General features: G+C 64.1%; 18 protein-coding genes and 2 pseudogenes. 10 read left to right on the plus strand and 10 right to left on the minus strand.

Going from position 1 to position 17,559, the window contains the following annotated elements; all coding sequences use genetic code 11:
* Positions 1-22: 22 nt before the first annotated feature.
* Positions 23-1,118: pseudogene (locus AC0L2M_RS11675) on the minus strand (lactonase family protein).
* Between the two features lie 151 nt (positions 1,119-1,269).
* On the opposite strand from AC0L2M_RS11675, the pseudogene AC0L2M_RS11680 reads away from it, so the two are divergent.
* The 3 genes and pseudogenes from AC0L2M_RS11680 to AC0L2M_RS11690 form a co-directional block, all read left to right on the plus strand.
* Positions 1,270-1,408: pseudogene (locus AC0L2M_RS11680) on the plus strand (amine oxidase); the annotation flags it as partial.
* A gap of 3 nt (positions 1,409-1,411) precedes the next feature.
* Positions 1,412-2,572, plus strand: a complete 1,161-nt coding sequence (locus tag AC0L2M_RS11685) for a CaiB/BaiF CoA transferase family protein (protein ID WP_473534917.1) — start codon at positions 1,412-1,414, stop codon at positions 2,570-2,572.
* A gap of 20 nt (positions 2,573-2,592) precedes the next feature.
* Positions 2,593-3,717 carry an ABC transporter substrate-binding protein gene (locus AC0L2M_RS11690; protein WP_473530978.1) on the plus strand — a complete coding sequence of 375 codons (1,125 nt, stop codon included), beginning with the start codon at positions 2,593-2,595 and terminating at the stop codon, positions 3,715-3,717.
* Positions 3,718-3,736: 19 nt separating this feature from the next.
* Here the strand turns inward: AC0L2M_RS11690 and AC0L2M_RS11695 are convergent, their stop codons facing one another.
* A complete protein-coding gene (locus AC0L2M_RS11695; protein WP_473530917.1) occupies positions 3,737-4,573 on the minus strand; it encodes an amidohydrolase family protein in 837 nt (278 codons plus the stop codon).
* Between the two features lie 51 nt (positions 4,574-4,624).
* Positions 4,625-5,416 (minus strand): IclR family transcriptional regulator, encoded by a 792-nt coding sequence (locus AC0L2M_RS11700; protein ID WP_473530918.1) that lies wholly within the window; start codon positions 5,414-5,416, stop codon positions 4,625-4,627.
* Between the two features lie 150 nt (positions 5,417-5,566).
* Here AC0L2M_RS11700 and AC0L2M_RS11705 point away from each other — a divergent pair, with 150 nt between their 5' ends.
* Genes AC0L2M_RS11705 through AC0L2M_RS11715 form a run of 3 tightly spaced genes read left to right on the plus strand, consistent with a single transcriptional unit; the run spans position 5,567 to position 7,425 of the window.
* Positions 5,567-5,896 (plus strand): L-rhamnose mutarotase, encoded by a 330-nt coding sequence (locus tag AC0L2M_RS11705; RefSeq protein WP_091597514.1) that lies wholly within the window; start codon positions 5,567-5,569, stop codon positions 5,894-5,896.
* Positions 5,889-6,965 (plus strand): Gfo/Idh/MocA family protein, encoded by a 1,077-nt coding sequence (locus AC0L2M_RS11710; RefSeq protein ID WP_473530919.1) that lies wholly within the window; start codon positions 5,889-5,891, stop codon positions 6,963-6,965. The genes AC0L2M_RS11705 and AC0L2M_RS11710 overlap by 8 nt, the downstream gene beginning before the upstream one ends.
* Before the next feature lies 1 nt (position 6,966).
* The gene (locus AC0L2M_RS11715) at positions 6,967-7,425 is read left to right on the plus strand and encodes a MaoC/PaaZ C-terminal domain-containing protein (RefSeq protein ID WP_473534918.1); all 459 of its coding nucleotides are present in this window, start codon (positions 6,967-6,969) and stop codon (positions 7,423-7,425) included.
* Positions 7,426-7,516: 91 nt separating this feature from the next.
* Here AC0L2M_RS11715 and AC0L2M_RS11720 read toward each other — a convergent pair whose 3' ends face one another.
* Both AC0L2M_RS11720 and AC0L2M_RS11725 read right to left on the minus strand, forming a co-directional pair.
* Positions 7,517-8,185: a Vgb family protein gene (locus AC0L2M_RS11720; protein WP_473530921.1), complete on the minus strand. Its 669-nt coding sequence runs from the start codon at positions 8,183-8,185 to the stop codon at positions 7,517-7,519.
* Positions 8,186-8,194: 9 nt separating this feature from the next.
* Positions 8,195-9,415, minus strand: a complete 1,221-nt coding sequence (locus AC0L2M_RS11725) for a helix-turn-helix domain-containing protein (protein ID WP_473534919.1) — start codon at positions 9,413-9,415, stop codon at positions 8,195-8,197.
* A gap of 102 nt (positions 9,416-9,517) precedes the next feature.
* Between AC0L2M_RS11725 and AC0L2M_RS11730 the strand changes: the two genes are divergently transcribed.
* Positions 9,518-9,814 (plus strand): hypothetical protein, encoded by a 297-nt coding sequence (locus AC0L2M_RS11730; RefSeq protein WP_473534920.1) that lies wholly within the window; start codon positions 9,518-9,520, stop codon positions 9,812-9,814.
* A gap of 28 nt (positions 9,815-9,842) precedes the next feature.
* Here the strand turns inward: AC0L2M_RS11730 and AC0L2M_RS11735 are convergent, their stop codons facing one another.
* Genes AC0L2M_RS11735 through ehuB form a run of 5 tightly spaced genes read right to left on the minus strand, consistent with a single transcriptional unit; the run spans position 9,843 to position 13,656 of the window.
* Positions 9,843-10,574: a GntR family transcriptional regulator gene (locus tag AC0L2M_RS11735; RefSeq protein WP_128179680.1), complete on the minus strand. Its 732-nt coding sequence runs from the start codon at positions 10,572-10,574 to the stop codon at positions 9,843-9,845.
* A complete protein-coding gene (gene ehuA / locus AC0L2M_RS11740; protein ID WP_027152502.1) occupies positions 10,571-11,350 on the minus strand; it encodes an ectoine/hydroxyectoine ABC transporter ATP-binding protein EhuA in 780 nt (259 codons plus the stop codon). Before ehuA ends, AC0L2M_RS11735 begins: the two co-directional genes overlap by 4 nt.
* Entirely contained in the window at positions 11,347-12,006 is a 660-nt protein-coding gene (gene ehuD, locus AC0L2M_RS11745) for an ectoine/hydroxyectoine ABC transporter permease subunit EhuD (protein ID WP_023800464.1), read from the minus strand. The genes ehuA and ehuD overlap by 4 nt, the downstream gene beginning before the upstream one ends.
* Positions 12,003-12,731, minus strand: coding sequence for an ectoine/hydroxyectoine ABC transporter permease subunit EhuC (gene ehuC, locus AC0L2M_RS11750; RefSeq protein ID WP_473534921.1), 729 nt, complete (start codon positions 12,729-12,731; stop codon positions 12,003-12,005). Before ehuC ends, ehuD begins: the two co-directional genes overlap by 4 nt.
* A 55-nt stretch (positions 12,732-12,786) precedes the next feature.
* Positions 12,787-13,656, minus strand: coding sequence for an ectoine/hydroxyectoine ABC transporter substrate-binding protein EhuB (gene ehuB, locus AC0L2M_RS11755; RefSeq protein WP_023800462.1), 870 nt, complete (start codon positions 13,654-13,656; stop codon positions 12,787-12,789).
* Between the two features lie 216 nt (positions 13,657-13,872).
* On the opposite strand from ehuB, the gene AC0L2M_RS11760 reads away from it, so the two are divergent.
* The 3 genes from AC0L2M_RS11760 to AC0L2M_RS11770 all read left to right on the plus strand — a co-directional run bounded on the left by AC0L2M_RS11760 (position 13,873) and on the right by AC0L2M_RS11770 (position 17,554).
* A complete protein-coding gene (locus AC0L2M_RS11760; RefSeq protein ID WP_473534922.1) occupies positions 13,873-15,063 on the plus strand; it encodes a M24 family metallopeptidase in 1,191 nt (396 codons plus the stop codon).
* Positions 15,064-15,139: 76 nt separating this feature from the next.
* Positions 15,140-16,288: a M24 family metallopeptidase gene (locus tag AC0L2M_RS11765; protein ID WP_473534923.1), complete on the plus strand. Its 1,149-nt coding sequence runs from the start codon at positions 15,140-15,142 to the stop codon at positions 16,286-16,288.
* A gap of 9 nt (positions 16,289-16,297) precedes the next feature.
* Positions 16,298-17,554 (plus strand): sarcosine oxidase subunit beta family protein, encoded by a 1,257-nt coding sequence (locus AC0L2M_RS11770; RefSeq protein ID WP_473534924.1) that lies wholly within the window; start codon positions 16,298-16,300, stop codon positions 17,552-17,554.
* The last annotated feature ends 5 nt before the right edge of the window (positions 17,555-17,559 follow it).

Here is a 17,559-nt window from a genome sequence, read left to right on the forward strand (position 1 = left end):
TGCTGGAAGGAGACCAAGGCTTTCAACGCACGATCTTCACGCACATCGGCGTGCCGATATCGATAAACCGCCCGGTGTCGGCCAGCCGACCCGTGGCCGCATCGCGTGCAAGAATCGAGATGCGGTCGGCGTTCTGGTTGGCCGAGAAGAGATGGCGACCTGAGGGCGTCAGTGCCAGATTGCGCGGCGTAGCGCCCCCGCACGGCGCATGGTCGACCAGCGCAAGCGTGCCCGTCTGCTGGTCGACGGAAAACACCACGACACTGTCATGGCCGCGGTTGGAGCCATAGAGGAAGCGGCCGTCGGGCGATATCTGGATGTCGGCGCAATGATTGCCGTCGCGCGCCGCGGCCGGCACGGCCGGCTTCGTGTCGATCTCGGTGAGCCTGCCCGACGCTCCGTCCAGCGCAAGCGAGACGACCGTCGAATCCAGTTCGTTCATGACGAACACGAAGCGCCCGCCCGGATGCAGCGCCACGTCGTGGCCCGGCGCCGGGCGCAAGCGCCGACTCCGCCAGTCTGGTCAGGCCGCCGTCGGGCCCGATGCGGTACGCGACAAGCCGATCGATGCCGAGATCGGCGACCATCGTCACGCCACCGGCAATCGTCTCGGTGACGCTGTGGGCATGGGGACGTTCCTGACGAGCTGCGTCGGGACCAGTTCCGCTATGGGCGACGCTCGACAACGGCGCGGTCAAGCCGCCATCGTCGCGCAGTCCGTAGAGGACGAGCGAGCGATCGGGACCGCCTTCGCCCATGCCGTAATTGGCGACCAGGAGCTTCGTCCCGTCGCGCGTGACGGTGTTGTGCGCCGTGATGCTGCCAAGCGTCGGCTGCTTGTTGATGTAGGAGAGCGCGGCGGTTTGCCTGTCGAAGCGGTAGGCCGAGACCACGCCTTCGCGCCAGGTGAACACTTCGGAGTTGGCATAGACATGGGACCCGTCCGGCGTCACCGACAGGAAGGTCGGATTGTCGACGTCACCCGTCTCGGCCAGTTTCCTCGTCTCCAGCGTCTCCTCGTCGAAACTGTAGACACCGAGTCCAACGCCGCGCGCGCCCTGAAAATAAGGCGCCTCGCGGTTGAGGCTGCCGACGAAGACCAGACAGGCGTCGTTCATCAAATCCTCCCCTGTTCCGCCGGCATCCAGCCGCAGCGGATCGCGGCAAATTTCGCCTGTTCACGCTTGAAACACAATCCCATATGTGAAAATACTATTCACTAGAGAAGATCGACGCGGACCGATCGTGCAATCCAATCTCGACACAAAACCCCAATACAAGGAGATGGGCTGATCCGCGCCAGCTATGAAGTCTTCAAGGGTGAAGGAGAGCTCGTGCTTTATTGCCAGCTCCTGCAACGGTGAAGTGCCGGAATCCGGCCGATTTCGCCGGCAAGACGGAGACATAGGCGATGGCTGCCATTGCCGAATTGCCGCTGACCGGGCTCGTCGTCGTCGACATGAGCCAGTTCCTGTCTGGGCCCTACTGCTCGCTGCGGCTGCTCGACCTTGGCGCCCGCGTCATCAAGATCGAGCGCCCCGATGGCGGTGACCTGTCGCGCCGGCTCTATCTCAGCGACACCGAGATCGGCGGCGATTCCACCATCTTCCACGCCATCAACCGGGCCAAGGAAAGCTTTGCCATCGACCTCAAGGAAGAGGCCGATCTGGCGGCGCTGCGCAGCCTGCTGGCCCAGGCCGACGTGCTGATCCAGAATTTCCGGCCCGGCGTCATCGAGCGCCTTGGCCTTGACTACGAGGCGGTGCGCAAGATCAATCCACGCCTGGTCTATGCCTCGATCAGCGGCTATGGCGAGGAGGGCCCCTGGGTCAAGCGTCCCGGGCAGGATCTGCTGGCGCAGGCGCGTTCCGGCGTGATGTGGCTGAACGGCGACGAGGACCAGGGACCGGTGCCGTTCGGCCTGGCGATCGCCGACATGCTGGCGGGCGCCGCCGCCGCGCAAGGCATCCTTGCCGCACTGGTGCGGCGCGGCGTGACCGGCACCGGCAGCCATGTCGAGACCAGCCTGCTCGAAGCGCTGGTCGATTTTCAGTTCGAGGTGCTGACCACGCATCTCAACGACGGACGCCGCGTGCCGCGACGATCGGCCTTCCGCAGCGCCCATGCCTATCTGTCAGCGCCTTACGGCGTCTATCCGGCCAAGGACGGATATCTGGCGATCGCGATGACGCCGATCCCGAAGCTGGCCGACCTTTTGGAACTCGAACAGCTTGCGCCCTTTCGCGATCAGCCGTCGACCTGGTTCACCGCCCGCGACGAGATCAAGGCGATCATTGCGCAAAAAATCGCGACGAAAGCCGTCGACGAATGGCTTGCCATCCTCGAGCCCGCCGACATCTGGTGCGCCAAGGTGCTGACCTGGCCGGAAATGATGGCCAGCGAAGGTTTTCAGGTGCTCGACATGCTGCAGACAGTGACGCGCGAGGACGACGTCTCGATCCTCACCACGCGTTCGCCGCTGCGGGTCGATGGCGTCCGCGCCAAGGTCGAGCGGGCGGCGCCGCGCATCGGCGAGCACAGCGCAAAGATCCGCGAAGAATTCGGGCTGTGAGCGACGTGACGCTCAAAGGCATGACCTGGAGCCATCCGCGCGGCTACGACCCGATGGTCGCCTGTTCGGGACTGTGGAAGCGGCAGACCGGCGTCACCATCGAATGGGACAAGCGCTCGCTGCAGGATTTCGAATCGTTTGCGGTCGAGGACCTGGCCCGTGCCTACGATTTGATCGTCATCGATCATCCGCATGTCGGCCAGATCACCGCCGAGACTTGTCTGGCCCCGCTCGACGTTGTGGGGCGTGAAGAGGAACGCGCGGCACTGGCGGCAGGCAGCGTCGGCCAGTCGTATCCTAGCTACAACTGGCAAGGCCGGCAGTGGGCGTTTCCGATCGACACGGCCAGCCAGGTGCAGGCGTGGCGGCCGGACATGCTTTCCGCCGCGCCGGCGAACTGGGCCGAGATGCTCGACCTGGCGCGGCAAGGCCGCGTGTTGCTGCCGCTCAGGCCGCCGCATTCGCTGATGGTGTTCTACACGCTTGCCGGCAATCTCGGCAGGCCCGCCGTCGAAGAGCCTGGCGACCACATAAACCCTGACATCGGCGGCCGCGTTTTCGAGATGATGCGCGAGATCGCGGCTCTCGTCGATCCGGCCTGCCTCGGCATGGACCCGATCGACGTCCTGGAGGAAATGGCCAGCTCCGGCACGCGGATCGCTTGCGCGCCGCTGATCTACGGCTATGTCTCCTATGCCATCGCCGGATTCCGCAGCAGCCGCCTTGCCTTCGCCGACATTCCGCCTGCCGGCGACGCCGGTGTAGTCGGGTCGGCGCTCGGCGGAACCGGCATTGCCGTGTCGGCCTTTTCGAAGGCCACGCAAGAGGCCATCGACTTTGCCTACTGGATCGCCAGCGGCGAGGTGCAGCGCGGCCCCTATGCGTCGGCCGGCGGCCAGCCCGGCCATGCCGCAGCCTGGGACGATGCCGCCGTCAACGCAGCCGCCGGCAATTTCTACAAGGACTCCCGCGCCACGCTCGAGAGGGCCTGGGTCAGGCCACGCCACGATGGCTACATGGCCTTCCAGCAGGCGGCCTCCGATCGTATCAATCTCGGCCTGACCGAAAGGCACGATGCCGGCCGCGTCGTCGCCGATCTCAATCGCCTGTTTGTGAAGAGTCTCCGGCACCCGGCGCTGAGATGAGGCAGAGTTCGCTAACTTCTCACAAACGCCAAAGCCGCTTCGCATTGGCGGAGAGCAGCTTTTGCCGTTCATCGATGCTTGCACCGCCGAGCAGTGCATGCGTCGCCGCAATCCAGGTCGCAAGCCCGCCGCCAAGCGTGCAGACCGGCCAGTCGCTGCCCCACACGACGCGGTCCCAGCCAAAGCATTCGATGGTGTGCTCGACATAGGAACGCAGCGTTTCGACAGCCCAGGATCCAGCGTCCGCATAGGCGACCACACCGGAAATTTTGCCGACGACGTTCGGGCGCCGCGCAATCTCCGCCATATGCTCGCGCCAGGGATGCTCACTGTTGCCCTTGATGTCGGGCACGCCGCAATGGTCGAGCACGAACTGCACGTCCGGCGCGAGGTCGGCAAGCGCAATCGCCTTGGGGATCTGATGCGGCAGGACGACGAGGTCGAATGTCAGTTTGGTGCCGGCAAGCCGCTTGATGTTTGCGCGAAACAGCACGCCTTCCGAAAGCTCGTCCGGCACGACGTGGAGCACACGGCGAAAACCCCTGACGAAAGGATCGGCGCGCTGGCGCTCGAGATAGGCGGCAAAGCCCGGCTCTTCCGGACGGCAGGAGGCTATTGCCCCGCGCAGCAAGCTGTCCTTCTGGTGTGACAGCGCCTTTACGTGACTGGTCTCAGCCTCGATATCGGCTGGATCGACATCGACCTCCATGTGCAACGCGCCCTCTATGCCGGCGCGGCGAGCCTGGACTGCATATTCGTCGTAGGGGAAATCGCGGTTTAGTGCCGGCACGCCGGAGAGCCAAGGATAGCGCAACGCCGACTGGTCGATCAGATGCAGATGGGTATCGAAGATCATGATGGCGCGCTCCTCCTTCGCCGTTTCAAAAACATCTCACGCAGAAATTGTTCAATCAGTCGCCTGCTTGGCAGCGGCTCCCGCCAGCTGCGACAGGTTTTCGGCCGCTGCCAGCAACAGTTCTATGGTCCTCGTAATGTCGGGCGCCCTAGGCGCGTTGATCAGGGTTATGTAAGGGATCGACAGCGCGGCGATCGCCCTGCCGTCCGAGCCAAGCACAGGCGCCGACAGGTTGAATACACCGGCGGTCTGCATCGATGCCATCATTTCATAGCCGCGTTGCCGGATCTGGTCGAGACGGGCAAAGAAGTCCGGCGATTGAGGCGGCTTGTGGGCGCTGCGCAGATGTTCGGAGATCATCATCCGCCGCTCTTCCGGCGAGCGGAACGCCAGCAGCACATGCCCGGAGCCGGTGTCGAACAGGCTGACATGCGCGCCGACCCGAATCGAGATGCCCCAATAGTCCGGCGCCTCCTGCTGGGCGATCACCACGGCGGAGCCGCGGTCGAAGACGACAAGCTGGTTTGCCTGCTGCGAGGCCTCGGCAAGCTCGCGCATCAGCGGCGTCGCATAGGAAACCAGCCGCCGCACCGGCGCGTGCAGATGCGCCAGGCCAAACAGCTTGAGCGTCAGCGAGTAACGGTCGCCGTCCGGCCGCGTGACGTAGCCGCGCCGCACCAGCCGATCCAGCATGCGGTAGAACTCGTTGGGGCTGCGGTCGAGCTTTTTCGCGATTTCCGCCTGCGTCAGGCCGCCATCGACGCCGGCCAGAAGCTCCAGGATGTCGAGACCTTTGTCGAGCGCAGGCGCGCGATATCGGTCATCGTCCTCGTCCTCCGCCATAGTCACTCCCCGTGGTCAGCATCCGAAAGGACCATCGGCTTGGTGATTGTGTAAATTATTTGTTTGTATGTAAATAGTGGGCAGATCACCGCCGGTGCAACGCAACGCATCGCGGCATTCATAACGACGATAGTGAAACAGGAGCCGGACATGCAGCGGATGGCAATGGTGCTCGGCCTCAAGCCGGAAAAGGTCACCGAATATGTGCGGCTTCACGCAGCCGTCTGGCCTGAAGTGCTGGCGATGATTTCCGCCTGCAACATCAGGAACTATTCGATCTACCTCAAGGAGCCGGAGCACCTCTTGTTCAGCACTTTCGAGTATCACGGCACCGACTATGCCGCCGACATGGCGAAGATGGCCGCCGATCCCAAGACGCAGGAATGGTGGGCGCTGTGCATGCCTTGCCAGGAGCCGCTGCCGACCCGCAAGGAGGGCGAATGGTGGGCATCGATGGACGAAGTCTTCCATCATGACTGATGGCGTTTTCGACCCAGCCTGGCTCTCCCAGTCCTGGGCGAAGCCATCGAAGCCGCGGCCGATCGTGATTTTCGGCGCCGGCTCGATCGTCGGCGACGCGCATTTCCCGGCCTATCGGAAAGCCGGCTTTCCGGTCGACGGGCTTTTTGATCCCGACCACGCCAAGGCGGAAAAACTCGCGGCCAACTGGGGCGTCACCGCTTACCGGTCGATCGAGGAGGCTACGTCAATCGACGGCGTCATCTTCGACCTGGCGACGCCGCCGGCTGATCATGCCGGCGTGCTCAGGGCGTTGCCCGACGGCGCCGTAGCGCTGATCCAGAAGCCGATGGGCAGCGACCTCACCGAGGCGAGCGAGATCCTCGAAATCTGCCGCGCCAAGAAGCTGAAGGCGGCGGTGAATTTCCAGCTCCGCTTCGCGCCGATGATGCTGGCGCTGAAGGGTGCGATCGCCAGGGGCTGGCTGGGCGACGTGGTCGACTTCGACGCCTGGCTGGCGCTGGCGACACCCTGGCAGCTCTGGGAGTTCCTGCTGAAGGCGCCGCGCGTCGAGATCGCCATGCACTCGATCCATTATCTCGACCTGATCCGGCAATTGCTCGGCGACCCCAGGGGCGTTCACGCCAGGACGCTCGGTCATCCCGGTCACAAGGTTGCGCAAACCCGCACCAGCGCGATCCTCGACTATGGCGACACAGTGCGCTGTGCGCTGTCGATCAATCATGATCATAAATTTGGCCGAAAACACCAGGCCTGCGAGTTCCGCATCTGCGGCACCGAGGGCGCCGCCTATCTCAAACTCGGCCTCAATCTCGACTATCCGCGCGGCGAGCCTGACATTCTTGAAATCTATCCGAAGGGCGGCTCCGGCTGGGTCACGGTGCCACTCGTCGGCGAATGGTTTCCGGACGCCTTCGTCGGTCGCATGGCCAATGTCCAGCGCTACGCTTGCGAGGAAGACGCCGAGCTTGTCAGTTCCGTCGAGGACGCCTGGAGCACCATGGCGCTGGTCGAGGCCGCCTACCAATCGAGCGCGGCGCCGGCAACACCGATCGCGGCGAGGCCCTGACATGGAGCAGACGATCTATTTCGAGGATTACCAGATCGGCTCGTCGCGCATGACCAGCGGACGCACCGTCACCGAGACCGACTTCGTCGTGCATGCCGGCCATACCGGCGATTTCTTTCCCCACCACATGGACGCCGAGTTCATGAAGACGACGCCGTTCGGCCAGCGCATCGCGCATGGCACGCTGGTCTTCTCGGTCGGCGTCGGACTGACGGCAAGCGTCATCAACCCGGTCGCGTTCTCCTATGGCTATGACAGGTTGCGCTTCATAAAGCCGGTGTTCATCGGCGATACGATCAAGACCCGCACCACCATCTCGGCCAAGCAAGACGACCCAAAGCGGCCAGAGTCGGGTCGCGTCATCGAGCGCTGCGAGGTGATCAACCAGCATGGCGATGTGGTCCTGGCTGCCGACCACATCTACATCGTCGCGCGTCGCGACAAGCCCAACAGCGCTTAAGGGCTCCAGCGGATTCGGTCCGCCGCATTGATGACCGCTCCCGGCGGACGGTTCGTCAAAGCGGAAAGCGCGCCCGCGAGGGCCGCTTCGGTTACTTGCCCGTCGGGTCGACCGGGGTTTCGGAGCCTCGCCTGGGTCGGCGGATGGCCCTCACCTTGCCGCTGTTTCCACCGCCGCAGAAGAACTGATCGCCACCATCGGACTCGAGCCCCGACACGCCTGTTCCAGGCGGCATATCAAGCTTCTCCAGGACCTTTCCGGTTTCAGGATCTATCCGCCTGACGTCGCTCTCGTCACCTTCCCAGGTGCCGTGCCAGAGTTCGCCGTCGATCCAGGTGACCCCTGTGACGATACGGTTGGAATCGATCGTGCGAAGTACTGCCCCTGTCTGGGGATCGATCTGATGGATTTTGCGACCGCGATTCTGCCCCACCCAAAGCGAGCCTTCGGCCCAGGCAAGTCCGGAGTCGCCGCCGCCACCTGGCGCCGGAATCGTGGCGAGCACGCGGCCAGTGTTGGGATCGATCTTCTGAATGCGATCTTCGGCGATCTGGAACAGGTGCTGGCCGTCGAAGGCCGTTCCTGCGTGCGCGGCGACATCGATCGCGCGCACCACCTTGCCGCTCGCAGGGTCCAGGGCGTTCAGTCTGTCTCCTGACGCAAACCAGACGTGCTGACCGTCGAACGTAACCCCAGCCACCTGGTCGACATCCGGAAAGGGTCCATATTCGCGGAGGACTTCGGCTGCAGATCGTTTCATGCTTCTATCCTAGTAGCCCGACAGCGAGCCGGGGAGTAACAAGATTGTCGGGAATCCCGGCACGGGCGGGGTCATCCAACGACGCGCTCGCCCGCGGCCGAACGACTGCACCTTGCCTGCTGCCGCAAGCTGCTCGAGCGAGCGCTGCACGGTGCGCGAGCTGGCTCCGAGCGCAATTGCGAGCGCCGAGCTCGACCACGACTCGCCGTCGGCGAGGAAGGCGAGCACCGCTGCATGCGGCTCGTCGGCGGGCGGCGCCAGCACCACGACATCGCGTGGGCGGCGCGGCTTAAGCGCAAAGCCTCGCTTGGTCGCGCTCACATCCGCCAGTGACCGCAACTCCACCCGAAGCCGACCGACTTCGACCCGCAACCGGGCGCGATGCGATTCATCGGCGTGCTTGCCGCCGAAGGCGCGTGCGACGAGCGTGCTCCGCGGCACGTCTGCGGGCCAGGCTTCGCCCAGCGCTCGCGCAAGCGCGAACAGGACCGGGCGCGTCGCCAGCGAGACGATCATGCCGGCGTCCCGCACGATATTGCGGCAGGCGTCGACGACGAGTGCCCCCGACGCCAGCAGCGCTTCGACCTCCTCGAGCAGGAGCGGGCGCTCAACCCCGCGCGCGATCAGGCGCGCCGCGGGCGTGTTCATCACCAGGGATGCGCCTTCAACCTCGGCCGTCAGCGCTGGAATGTCCGCCTGGCCCGCCGCGTGCGCGGCCCGCCCGAGCGCAGCGCGCGCCGCCTTGGTGCGGAGGCGGCGTATCGCGATCCCCGCAATCACCAGCTCGTGGGCGGCCCTCGACGCGGGTGGGAGCGTTGTCGGGTCGAAGCCAGCCAGCCTGCCCTCCGCCTCATCGAGGCGTCCGATCAGGAGCAGGCGCCGCGCTTCGAGATTGCGCGCATGCGCGGCATTGACGTGGTCGCCGTGTTTTTCAAGCGTCGACCGCGCGGCGTCGAGTGCCTTCGCCGGCCAGCCGAGGTCGCGCGAGACGAGCGCGATCTCGGCTTCGGCGACGACGCACCTCGCGCGTGCCACCGCCTCTCTCGGACCGAAGGCGCGCGCAGCACTTTTGAGAAGAGCCTTTGCTCGGACGAGATCGCCGAGCTGCGCCATCGCGATGCCGCGCAGCGCAAGCGCGGGCGCATCCTCACGCAGGGCGACCCGCTTCAAAGCGCCAAGAGGATCACCCGTCGCAAGGGCGCGCGCCGCAGCGGTGATCAGCGAGTCCATCGGAATCCCGTCACACTTGTCACTCTCACCTTTCGATGTCCGCTCCTAATCTATCTCAGCACCAACAGCCAGCGCGCCGTGTCGAAAAGGGATGACATCTCGATGACACTCCACCCCGACCAGAAGATGCCGCCCGAAGGCAGCGGATCTGCCGATTTCCCAACCGACTCTGTCGCCGCCCGTGGCGCGGCCGACTGGCTATCGCTGGCGGCCGCGCCCACCTTCGCAATCATGGCGCTGCTGACGGCCGTTACCGGTGATGCCGACATGATCTGCGCGGCGCAAGATGCGTCGCCGCTGAACGAAATGCCGATGATGTACTTGCTGATGAGCGCCTTCCATTTTGCGCCCTGGCTGAAGCTGGTCGCCGGCCGACGAAGCGGTGCCCACCGGTCGTGACCCGGGCGTGCGCCAGGTCAAACGTGAATTACAGAGTTCCGCCGGATAGGTTGACCTCGCCTGCATGACGCATCATGCGGCGAAAGCTCATCGAGATATGGGCTCGCCTGATGTGCCCGATCGACTCCCAGTCGCCAATCTCGGCGGCGGCAAGCACCTCTTCCATTTCGCGGCGGAACGCAGTGAACTCCTCGACCAGGCCCAACTGCGGCATCATCTTCAGGACGACGCGCGCGACCTGAAAATACAGGCGCTCGCTGATCTCGCGCAGCGGCTGGTTGCCGGTCATCGCGGTGAGCTCGTAGAAAAAATCCATGTTGAGGCGCAGGAAAGCGCGCTGGTCGGGATTGAGCACATCGGAATCGCAGCGCGCGATGAGTGCCCTTATCCGGTCGAGGTCGTCCGCCGTGCGCGGGATCGGTGAAAGCTTGCCGACGAGGAGCGCCAGCTCCAGGCGCAAGTGATAGACCTGCTGCAATTCCTCGATGTCGACATCGGTGACGATCGTGCCGACGCCATGGACGGACTGAACCAGACCCTCGGATTCGAGGCGCGCCAGGACACGGCGAACCGGCGTGCGGCTGATCTGGAATTCCTGGGCAAGCTCTTCCTCGGAGAGATGGCTGCCGGGCGCATAGTCGAGCAGGCAGATGCGGTCGCGCAGTATCCGGTAGATACGCTCGAACCGCTCCCGCGCCGAGAGCGGGCGCGGCGGTGCGGCGGTCACGGCCAGGGGCGTGGCAGTCGTCTCAAGCGTCATCCAGCCTCCAGGACAGCGTGCAGGAACTGCCGCGTCCGCTCGTTCTTGGGGGCGCCGAACAACTCGTTTGGCGGCCCCTGCTCGCAGATCTTGCCGGCATGGAAAAAGCAAACGCGATCGGAGAATTCCTTGGCAAATCCCATCTGGTGGGTGACCATCAGCATGGTGAGGTCATGTTCCCTGCCGAGTTTTCGGATGACTTCAAGCACCTCGCCGACGAGTTCGGGGTCGAGTGCCGAGGTCACCTCGTCGAACAGCATGATCTTGGGCCGCATGGCGCAAGCGCGGGCGATGGCGACACGCTGCTGCTGGCCGCCGGAAAGCTGCGAGGGATAGTGGTCCTTCTTCTCCGACAGGCCGACCATGTCGAGCAGCTCGGCCGCACGCGCCTCGGCATCGGCCCGCTTCATGCCGAGCACGGTTATCGGCGCCTCGATGCAGTTCTGCATCGCCGTCATGTGCGGGAACAGGTTGAACGACTGGAACACCATGCCGATCTTGGCGCGGATCTTGCGGATGTGCGCGAGATCGGCGGGAACAAGCTTGCCGTTCCTCTCCATGTGGGTGAGCGGCTCGCCTTCGACCCAGATGACGCCGTCATTGATCGTCTCCAGCGTCATCAGCATGCGCAGCACCGTGGTCTTGCCGGAGCCGGACGGCCCGATGATCGAGACCTTCTCGCCGCGTGCTATGTCCAGATTGAGCCCGTCGAGAACGGTCAGCGCGCCGTAGCGTTTCGAAACATTGTCGAAGCGGACCATCGGTTGTTCCGTCATCGCATGGTCCTCCGGTTGAGCAAGCCTTCGAGGGAGCGAATGAGCGCGGCAGAAACCAGGCTCATGGCAAGGAAGAACAGGCCGACCAGCGTCATCGGCTCAGTGTAGCGGAAGGTTTCGGAGCCGATGATCTTGGCGGTCTGCATCAGCTCCAGCACGGCGATTGCGGAAAGCAATGGCGTCTCCTTGAACAAGGCAACCAGATAGTTGCCGAGCGCCGGAACGATCGGCGGGATCGCCTGCGGAATGATGATGTCGCGGAACGTCGTCCAGGCTGACAGATTGAGTGCGACCGAGGCTTCCCACTGGCCGCGATGGATGTTGTCGAAACCGGCGCGATAGACCTCCGAACAATAGGCAGCGTAGTGGATGCCGATGGCAAGCACCCCGGCGGTGAAGGCGTCGAGCACGACACCGAATTTCGGAAAGACGAAATAGAGAAAGAATATCTGGATCAGCAACGGGGTCGACCGGATCAGTTCGACCAGCACCGAAATCGTCCAGCCGGTCCACGGCACGGCGATGCGGACCACCGCCAGCACCAGGCCAAGCGAGGCGGCAAGCGCAAACCCGATCAGCGTCGCCTCGATGGAAACGATGGCAGCGCTGGCGAGCACCGGCAGGATTTCAAAAGCAAATGCCCAGTCCCAGATCATGCTGCCTTCCCCCGCGCCAATCCGAGCGAAGCCCGCCTTTCGAGAAGCCGCATGCCGATGGTCACGACCAGCGACATTGCCAGGTACATCAGCAGGACGAGGGTGAAGATCGGAATGGTCTTGAACGTGTTCTGGTTCATTTGCTGCGCCTTGAAGGCGAGGTCCGAGAGCGTGATCAGCGAGACCAGCGCTGTCGATTTCAAAAGCTCGATGAACAGATTGCCCCAAGGCGGGATCATGGCGACGAAAGCCTGCGGCAGGATGATCCGGCGCAGCATCTGGGGGCGGCTCATGTTCAATGCGGTAGACGCCTCCCACTGTCCGCGGGCGACGGACTGGATCGCGCCGCGCACGACTTCCGATCCGTAAGCACCAACGTTCAGGCCGAGCGCCAGGACAGCAACCAGAAATGCGTTGAGCGTGACACCGAATTGCGGCAGCACGAAAAAAAGCCAAAACAATTGCACCAGCGCCGAGGTGCCGCGGAAGATCTCGACATAGACCGTGGCCAGCCATTTGAGCGGCGCCGGGCCATACATTCTTGCCAGCGCCGCCAGCACGCCCATGACGATTGCCAGCAGGCTGGCGAGGATAGCGATCTCGATCGTCAGGACCGCGCCTTGCAGCAGCCCCGGCATAAACACTTTGTAAGATTCCTGCGTTGCCAAGGCACCGATCACGACAAGCGCGACGACCAGCATGGCAACGAGCGTACAGATTCCCATGCGGATTCCCCCAGGAAAAAGGGGCGGCGCTTTCGCGCCGCCAGCAGTTGGGAACCTATTTGCCCGCGCAAAGCTCCGCGGTGGTCTTGTTGGGCAGGTAGTCCTTGCCGAAGCCGAGCGGCTCGACCAGCGCGATGTGCTCCGGCGAACCGAGGAACGTCTTCAGCTCGGCGTTGAACGCCTCCTGCAGGTCGGTATCTTCCTTGCGGAAGCCGAAGCCGCCATGGCCTTTCACCGACTTGCCGGCAACCTCGCCGAACGGCTTGGTCGATTCGACGCCGTCGGCCTTCTTGGCCATGTCGGCGATCGAAAGAGCGGTTAGCGCGGCAGCGTCGGCACGGCCCGACTGGACGGCGGCGACCAGACTGGACTGGTCGGGCAAGGCAACGATCTGCCCGGCGGCGACACCAGCGTCCTTGGCATAGCCGCCCTCGACGGCGCCGGCCATCACGGCGAGCTTGAGATCCGGGTTTTCCTTGATGCTGGAAAAGTCCTTCACGCCCTTCGGATTGCCTTTTGCCACCAGCATGGCCTGACCGATGCCGTAGGACGGCTCGGAGAAATTGATCTCGGCGCAGCGCTTCGGATTGATGAACATGCCGGCGGCGATGATATCGAAGCGGCCGGCCTTGAGACCTGGGATAAGCGAGCCGAACTCGGTCAGCACGCCGTCAACCTGCGCGATACCCATCTTGGCGAGTACCGCCTTGGCAACTTCCGGCGCTTCGCCGGTCAGCTTGCCGTCAGGCGTGGCGTAACCGAACGGCGCCTCGTTGGCAAAGCCGACGCGGATATAGCCGTCCTTCTTGGCCTGTTCGAGGGTGGTTTCCGCATAAGCGGGCAGCGCCGTGAATGATGTCGCGGCAAGCGCGAGGCAGGCGGCGGCTTTCACGACCATCCGGCGCGATATCGATGATTTGAACATGCTTTTCTCCCATTGAACAACTGACTGATATTCCCGGGCGCGGCCTTCTTCGAGGTCGACACCTGCCTGTCAAGACGTATACAACTGCCCTAGACATTGTGCAAGCTAAGATATAAAACCTACAGAAATCTGGTAATAATTCGTAATCAGACCACACATTATTGCTAGTTGTGCACAATTTAAGAAAAAACCAGCGTACTGGCAGGTGGGATTTCGGTGGCGAGCGCGAGCGGTTTCGGGACTTTCACGCAAGCGGAGTATGCGCAGCGCCTGGCCGGCGTGAAGTCACGCATGGAGAAGGCCGGCTTCGACCTCATCATCTGTCAGGACCCAGCTAATATGTGCTGGCTGACCGGCTATGACGGATGGTCGTTCTATGTTCCGCAATGCGTGCTCGTCCATCTCAGGGAAGACCGGCCGATCTGGTTCGGCAGGGCGCAGGACGCCAGGAGCGCACGCCTGACCACCGGCCTGCCGGAGAAGAACATCGTGCCGTTCTCGGAACGGCTGGTGCAGCAGCCCGTCGAACACCCCTATGACGAACTCGCCCAGCTGATCCGGTCGCGTGGCTGGGGAAACGCCCGCATCGGCGTCGAGATGGACGCGCATTATTACACCGCGCGCTGCCATGCCCATCTCGTCAGCGGGCTGCCTGACGCGCACTTCGCCAACAACCACGATCTCGTCAACTGGGCGCGGCTGGTCAAATCCGAAGCCGAGCTGGCGCTGATCCGCGAGGCCGGTGCGATCTGCACGCACGCCATGAAACACGGCATCGAAAAAATGCGGCCCGGCGTGCCGCAGAACCATGTCATTGCGGAAATCTATCAGGCACAGATCATGGGCGTGCCCGGAGCGGGCGGCGACTATGCCGCGATCTGTCCGCTGATGCCCGTCGGCGAGGGCACCAGCACGCCGCATCTGACCTGGTCCGACGCGCCGCTGCCGGACAGCGGCCTCGCCATTCTGGAGATCGCCGGGGTGCGGCGGCGCTATCATGCGGCGCTGACGCGGACCGTGCATTTCGGCAAGCCGCCGCAAGCCCTCGTCGACATGGCCGAGGCGATTGTCGAGGGCGTCGACGCCGGCCTTGAGAAGGCGCGCCCCGGCTACACCGCCGAAGAGGTGGAAGCCGCCTGGCAGGCAGTGTTGAGGAAGAACGGGCTGAAGAAGGAGAGCCGCGTCGGCTATCCGGTCGGGCTCGCCTACCCGCCCGATTGGGGCGAACGCACCGCAAGTCTTCGTCCCGGCGACACCACCGAGATGCAGTCCGGGATGTGCTTCCATTTCATGGCCGGCGTTTGGCTCGACGATTTCGGCATCACCATCTCGGAATCCTTCGTCGTCACGGATCGCGGGGGCGAACGCCTCTGCGACCTGGCGCGCGAACTCATCGTCATCGACTGAGCATGGGGACTGGAAGCCGGTCACTGACGAAAGATCATGCCGGCAACGAAACCGGTAACAAGCACGAGGATGCCTGATGGACCGTAATCCGTTTTCCGAGGCCGAAATCGCCGACCGCCTTGTCAGGGTCCGCACGGCGCTGGCCGAGCGCGAGCTCGACGCGGCGGTCTTTGCTTCGCCGGAGAACGTCTTCTACCTCACCGGGCTCGATCACTGGGGATATTTCGCCCCACACCTGCTGATCGTGCCGCTCGAAGGGAAACCTGTCCTGGTCACCCGCTCGATGGAAAAGGTGACGATCGAGAAACAGGTGACGGCAGCGGAATTCCGCGGCCATTCCGACAGCGAAACGGCGGCCGACCTTGCCGCGCGGGTGCTTGCGGAGCTCAGCCTGTCCGGCAAGCGGATCGGCCTCGAATACTGGACGGCCGGCCTCAGCCATGGGCTTGCCGTCGCCCTGCAGACGCAGGCCGGTGCCAGATGGAGCGATGTTTCCGGGCTGGTCGACAAGATGCGGCGGGTGAAGAGCGCCGAGGAACAGGCGCTGATGCGTCAGGCGGCACAAGTGACCGACGCCGCCGCCGGCGCCGCGATCGCCGCGATCTCGGACGGCGCCTCCGAACAGGAGGTCGCGGCCCAATGCGTGTCAGCAATGATCCGCGCCGGCGGTCATGCTCCGGGCTTCGGCCCGTTCATCCGCCCAGCCGCCCGCCTGGGCGAGGAGCACACGACCTGGGGCGACGGGATCTACCGCAAGGGCGAGCCGGTGTTCGTCGAACTGTCCGGCTGCATCTCGCGCTATCACGCGCCGCTCGGCCGGCTCGTTCGCATCGGCCATATCAGCGACGAAGACGCCGCGATGGCGGAGGTGACCGCCAGGGCGTTCGATGCCGTCGTCGAGGCACTCAGGCCCGGCGCCAGGGCGCGCGACGTCTACGCCGCCTGGCAGACCGTCGCCGACGAGGCCGGTCTTTCCCACTATCGCCGCCATCACTGCGGCTATCTGGTCGGCGCCGGCCAGCCGCCATCATGGACCGGCGGCAATTCGGTGACCGGCTTGAGGCACGATTCCGATCTCGAAATCGAGACCGGGATGAGCTTCCACATCCTGTCGTGGCTGATGGGCACCGGTCGCGGCGATGACTTCGTTTCCAACACCGTGCTTCTGACCGATGCGGGCGCCGAAGTGCTTACCCGCACGCCGGCCGGCCCGATCGTTCGATAGGCCGCAGGCATGGCGCGCTACTCGGCATTTTCGATTTTCCGCAACGCGCTGTCTGGCCAGAAGAATTGGCAGCGCGCCTGGCGGGCAGCGGAGCCAAAACCGTCCTACGACGTGATCGTCATTGGCGGCGGTGGACACGGCCTCGCTACCGCCTTCTACCTCGCCGAGAACCACGGCATCCGCAACGTAGCGGTGCTCGAAAAGGGCTATGTCGGCGGCGGCAATGTCGGCCGCAACACCACCGTCATCCGCTCCAACTACCTGCTCGACGGCGACACCCAGTTCTACGAATTCTCGATGAAACTCTGGGAGAACATGTCGCGGGCGCTGAACTTCAATGTCATGTTCTCGCAGCGCGGCCAGCTCGTCACCGCGCATTCCGCCGACCAGCTCGACGGCTTCAGCCACCGCGCCAACATCATGCGGCTGAACGGCATCGATGCCGACATCCTCGACCGCGACGAGGTGCGCCGTCTCGTGCCCTATCTCGATTTTTCCGATACGGCCCGCTTTCCGATCCATGGCGCTATCTTCCAGGGCCGGGCGGGCACGGCCCCCCACGACGCCGTCGCCTGGGGCTATGCGCGCGCCGCCGACGGCCATGGCGTCGACATTATCCAGAACTGCGAGGTGACAGGCTTCCTCCGCGACGGCGACAGGATCGTCGGCGTCGAAACGACCAAAGGCCGGATCGACGCCGGCAAGGTCGGCCTCGCTGTTGCCGGTCATACATCCGTGCTCGGCGCCAAGGCCGGCCTGGAACTGCCGATCGAAAGCCACGTCCTGCAGGCGTTCGTCACCGAGCCGCTGAAGCCGTTGGTGGACCATGTTGTCGCCTATGGCGCCGATCATTTCTACGTCAGCCAGTCGGACAAGGGCGGGCTGGTCTTCGGCGGCAATCTCGACGGCTACAATTCCTACGCCCAGCGCGGCAATCTGGGCGTCGTGCGCGAAGTGGCGGAGGCGGCGATCGCTCTGATGCCGTGCATTTCGCGCATCCGACTGCTGCGCCATTGGGGCGGCGTCATGGACATGACGCCCGATGCCAGCCCGATCATCTGCCCGACGTCGATCGAGGGCCTCTATCTCAACGGCGGCTGGTGCTATGGCGGCTTCAAGGCGACGCCGGCTTCCGGCTGGTGCTTCGCCCACACGATCGCCACCGGCAAGCCGCATCCGTTGATCGCAGCCTACGGGCTCGATCGTTTCCGCACCGGCCACACGCTCGACGAGGCCGGCGCCGGCCCCTCAGCCTGGCTGCAATAGGAGGC

The organism is Mesorhizobium sp. WSM4806 (assembly GCF_055811635.1).

What these genes read in the sequence shown, in the direction of transcription:
- AC0L2M_RS11705 (WP_091597514.1), top strand. Translation starts at nt 5,567, where the DNA reads ATGCAGCGGATGGCAATGGTGCTCGGCCTCAAGCCGGAAAAGGTCACC.
- AC0L2M_RS11770 (WP_473534924.1), top strand. Translation starts at nt 16,298, where the DNA reads ATGGCGCGCTACTCGGCATTTTCGATTTTCCGCAACGCGCTGTCTGGC.
- ehuD (WP_023800464.1), bottom strand. Translation starts at nt 12,006, where the DNA reads ATGATCTGGGACTGGGCATTTGCTTTTGAAATCCTGCCGGTGCTCGCC.
- AC0L2M_RS11725 (WP_473534919.1), bottom strand. Translation starts at nt 9,415, where the DNA reads ATGGACTCGCTGATCACCGCTGCGGCGCGCGCCCTTGCGACGGGTGAT.
- AC0L2M_RS11685 (WP_473534917.1), top strand. Translation starts at nt 1,412, where the DNA reads ATGGCTGCCATTGCCGAATTGCCGCTGACCGGGCTCGTCGTCGTCGAC.
- AC0L2M_RS11715 (WP_473534918.1), top strand. Translation starts at nt 6,967, where the DNA reads ATGGAGCAGACGATCTATTTCGAGGATTACCAGATCGGCTCGTCGCGC.
- ehuA (WP_027152502.1), bottom strand. Translation starts at nt 11,350, where the DNA reads ATGACGGAACAACCGATGGTCCGCTTCGACAATGTTTCGAAACGCTAC.
- AC0L2M_RS11710 (WP_473530919.1), top strand. Translation starts at nt 5,889, where the DNA reads ATGACTGATGGCGTTTTCGACCCAGCCTGGCTCTCCCAGTCCTGGGCG.
- AC0L2M_RS11695 (WP_473530917.1), bottom strand. Translation starts at nt 4,573, where the DNA reads ATGATCTTCGATACCCATCTGCATCTGATCGACCAGTCGGCGTTGCGC.
- AC0L2M_RS11720 (WP_473530921.1), bottom strand. Translation starts at nt 8,185, where the DNA reads ATGAAACGATCTGCAGCCGAAGTCCTCCGCGAATATGGACCCTTTCCG.
- AC0L2M_RS11735 (WP_128179680.1), bottom strand. Translation starts at nt 10,574, where the DNA reads ATGACGCTTGAGACGACTGCCACGCCCCTGGCCGTGACCGCCGCACCG.
- AC0L2M_RS11765 (WP_473534923.1), top strand. Translation starts at nt 15,140, where the DNA reads ATGGACCGTAATCCGTTTTCCGAGGCCGAAATCGCCGACCGCCTTGTC.
- ehuC (WP_473534921.1), bottom strand. Translation starts at nt 12,731, where the DNA reads ATGGGAATCTGTACGCTCGTTGCCATGCTGGTCGTCGCGCTTGTCGTG.
- AC0L2M_RS11700 (WP_473530918.1), bottom strand. Translation starts at nt 5,416, where the DNA reads ATGGCGGAGGACGAGGACGATGACCGATATCGCGCGCCTGCGCTCGAC.
- ehuB (WP_023800462.1), bottom strand. Translation starts at nt 13,656, where the DNA reads ATGTTCAAATCATCGATATCGCGCCGGATGGTCGTGAAAGCCGCCGCC.
- AC0L2M_RS11690 (WP_473530978.1), top strand. Translation starts at nt 2,593, where the DNA reads ATGACCTGGAGCCATCCGCGCGGCTACGACCCGATGGTCGCCTGTTCG.
- AC0L2M_RS11730 (WP_473534920.1), top strand. Translation starts at nt 9,518, where the DNA reads ATGACACTCCACCCCGACCAGAAGATGCCGCCCGAAGGCAGCGGATCT.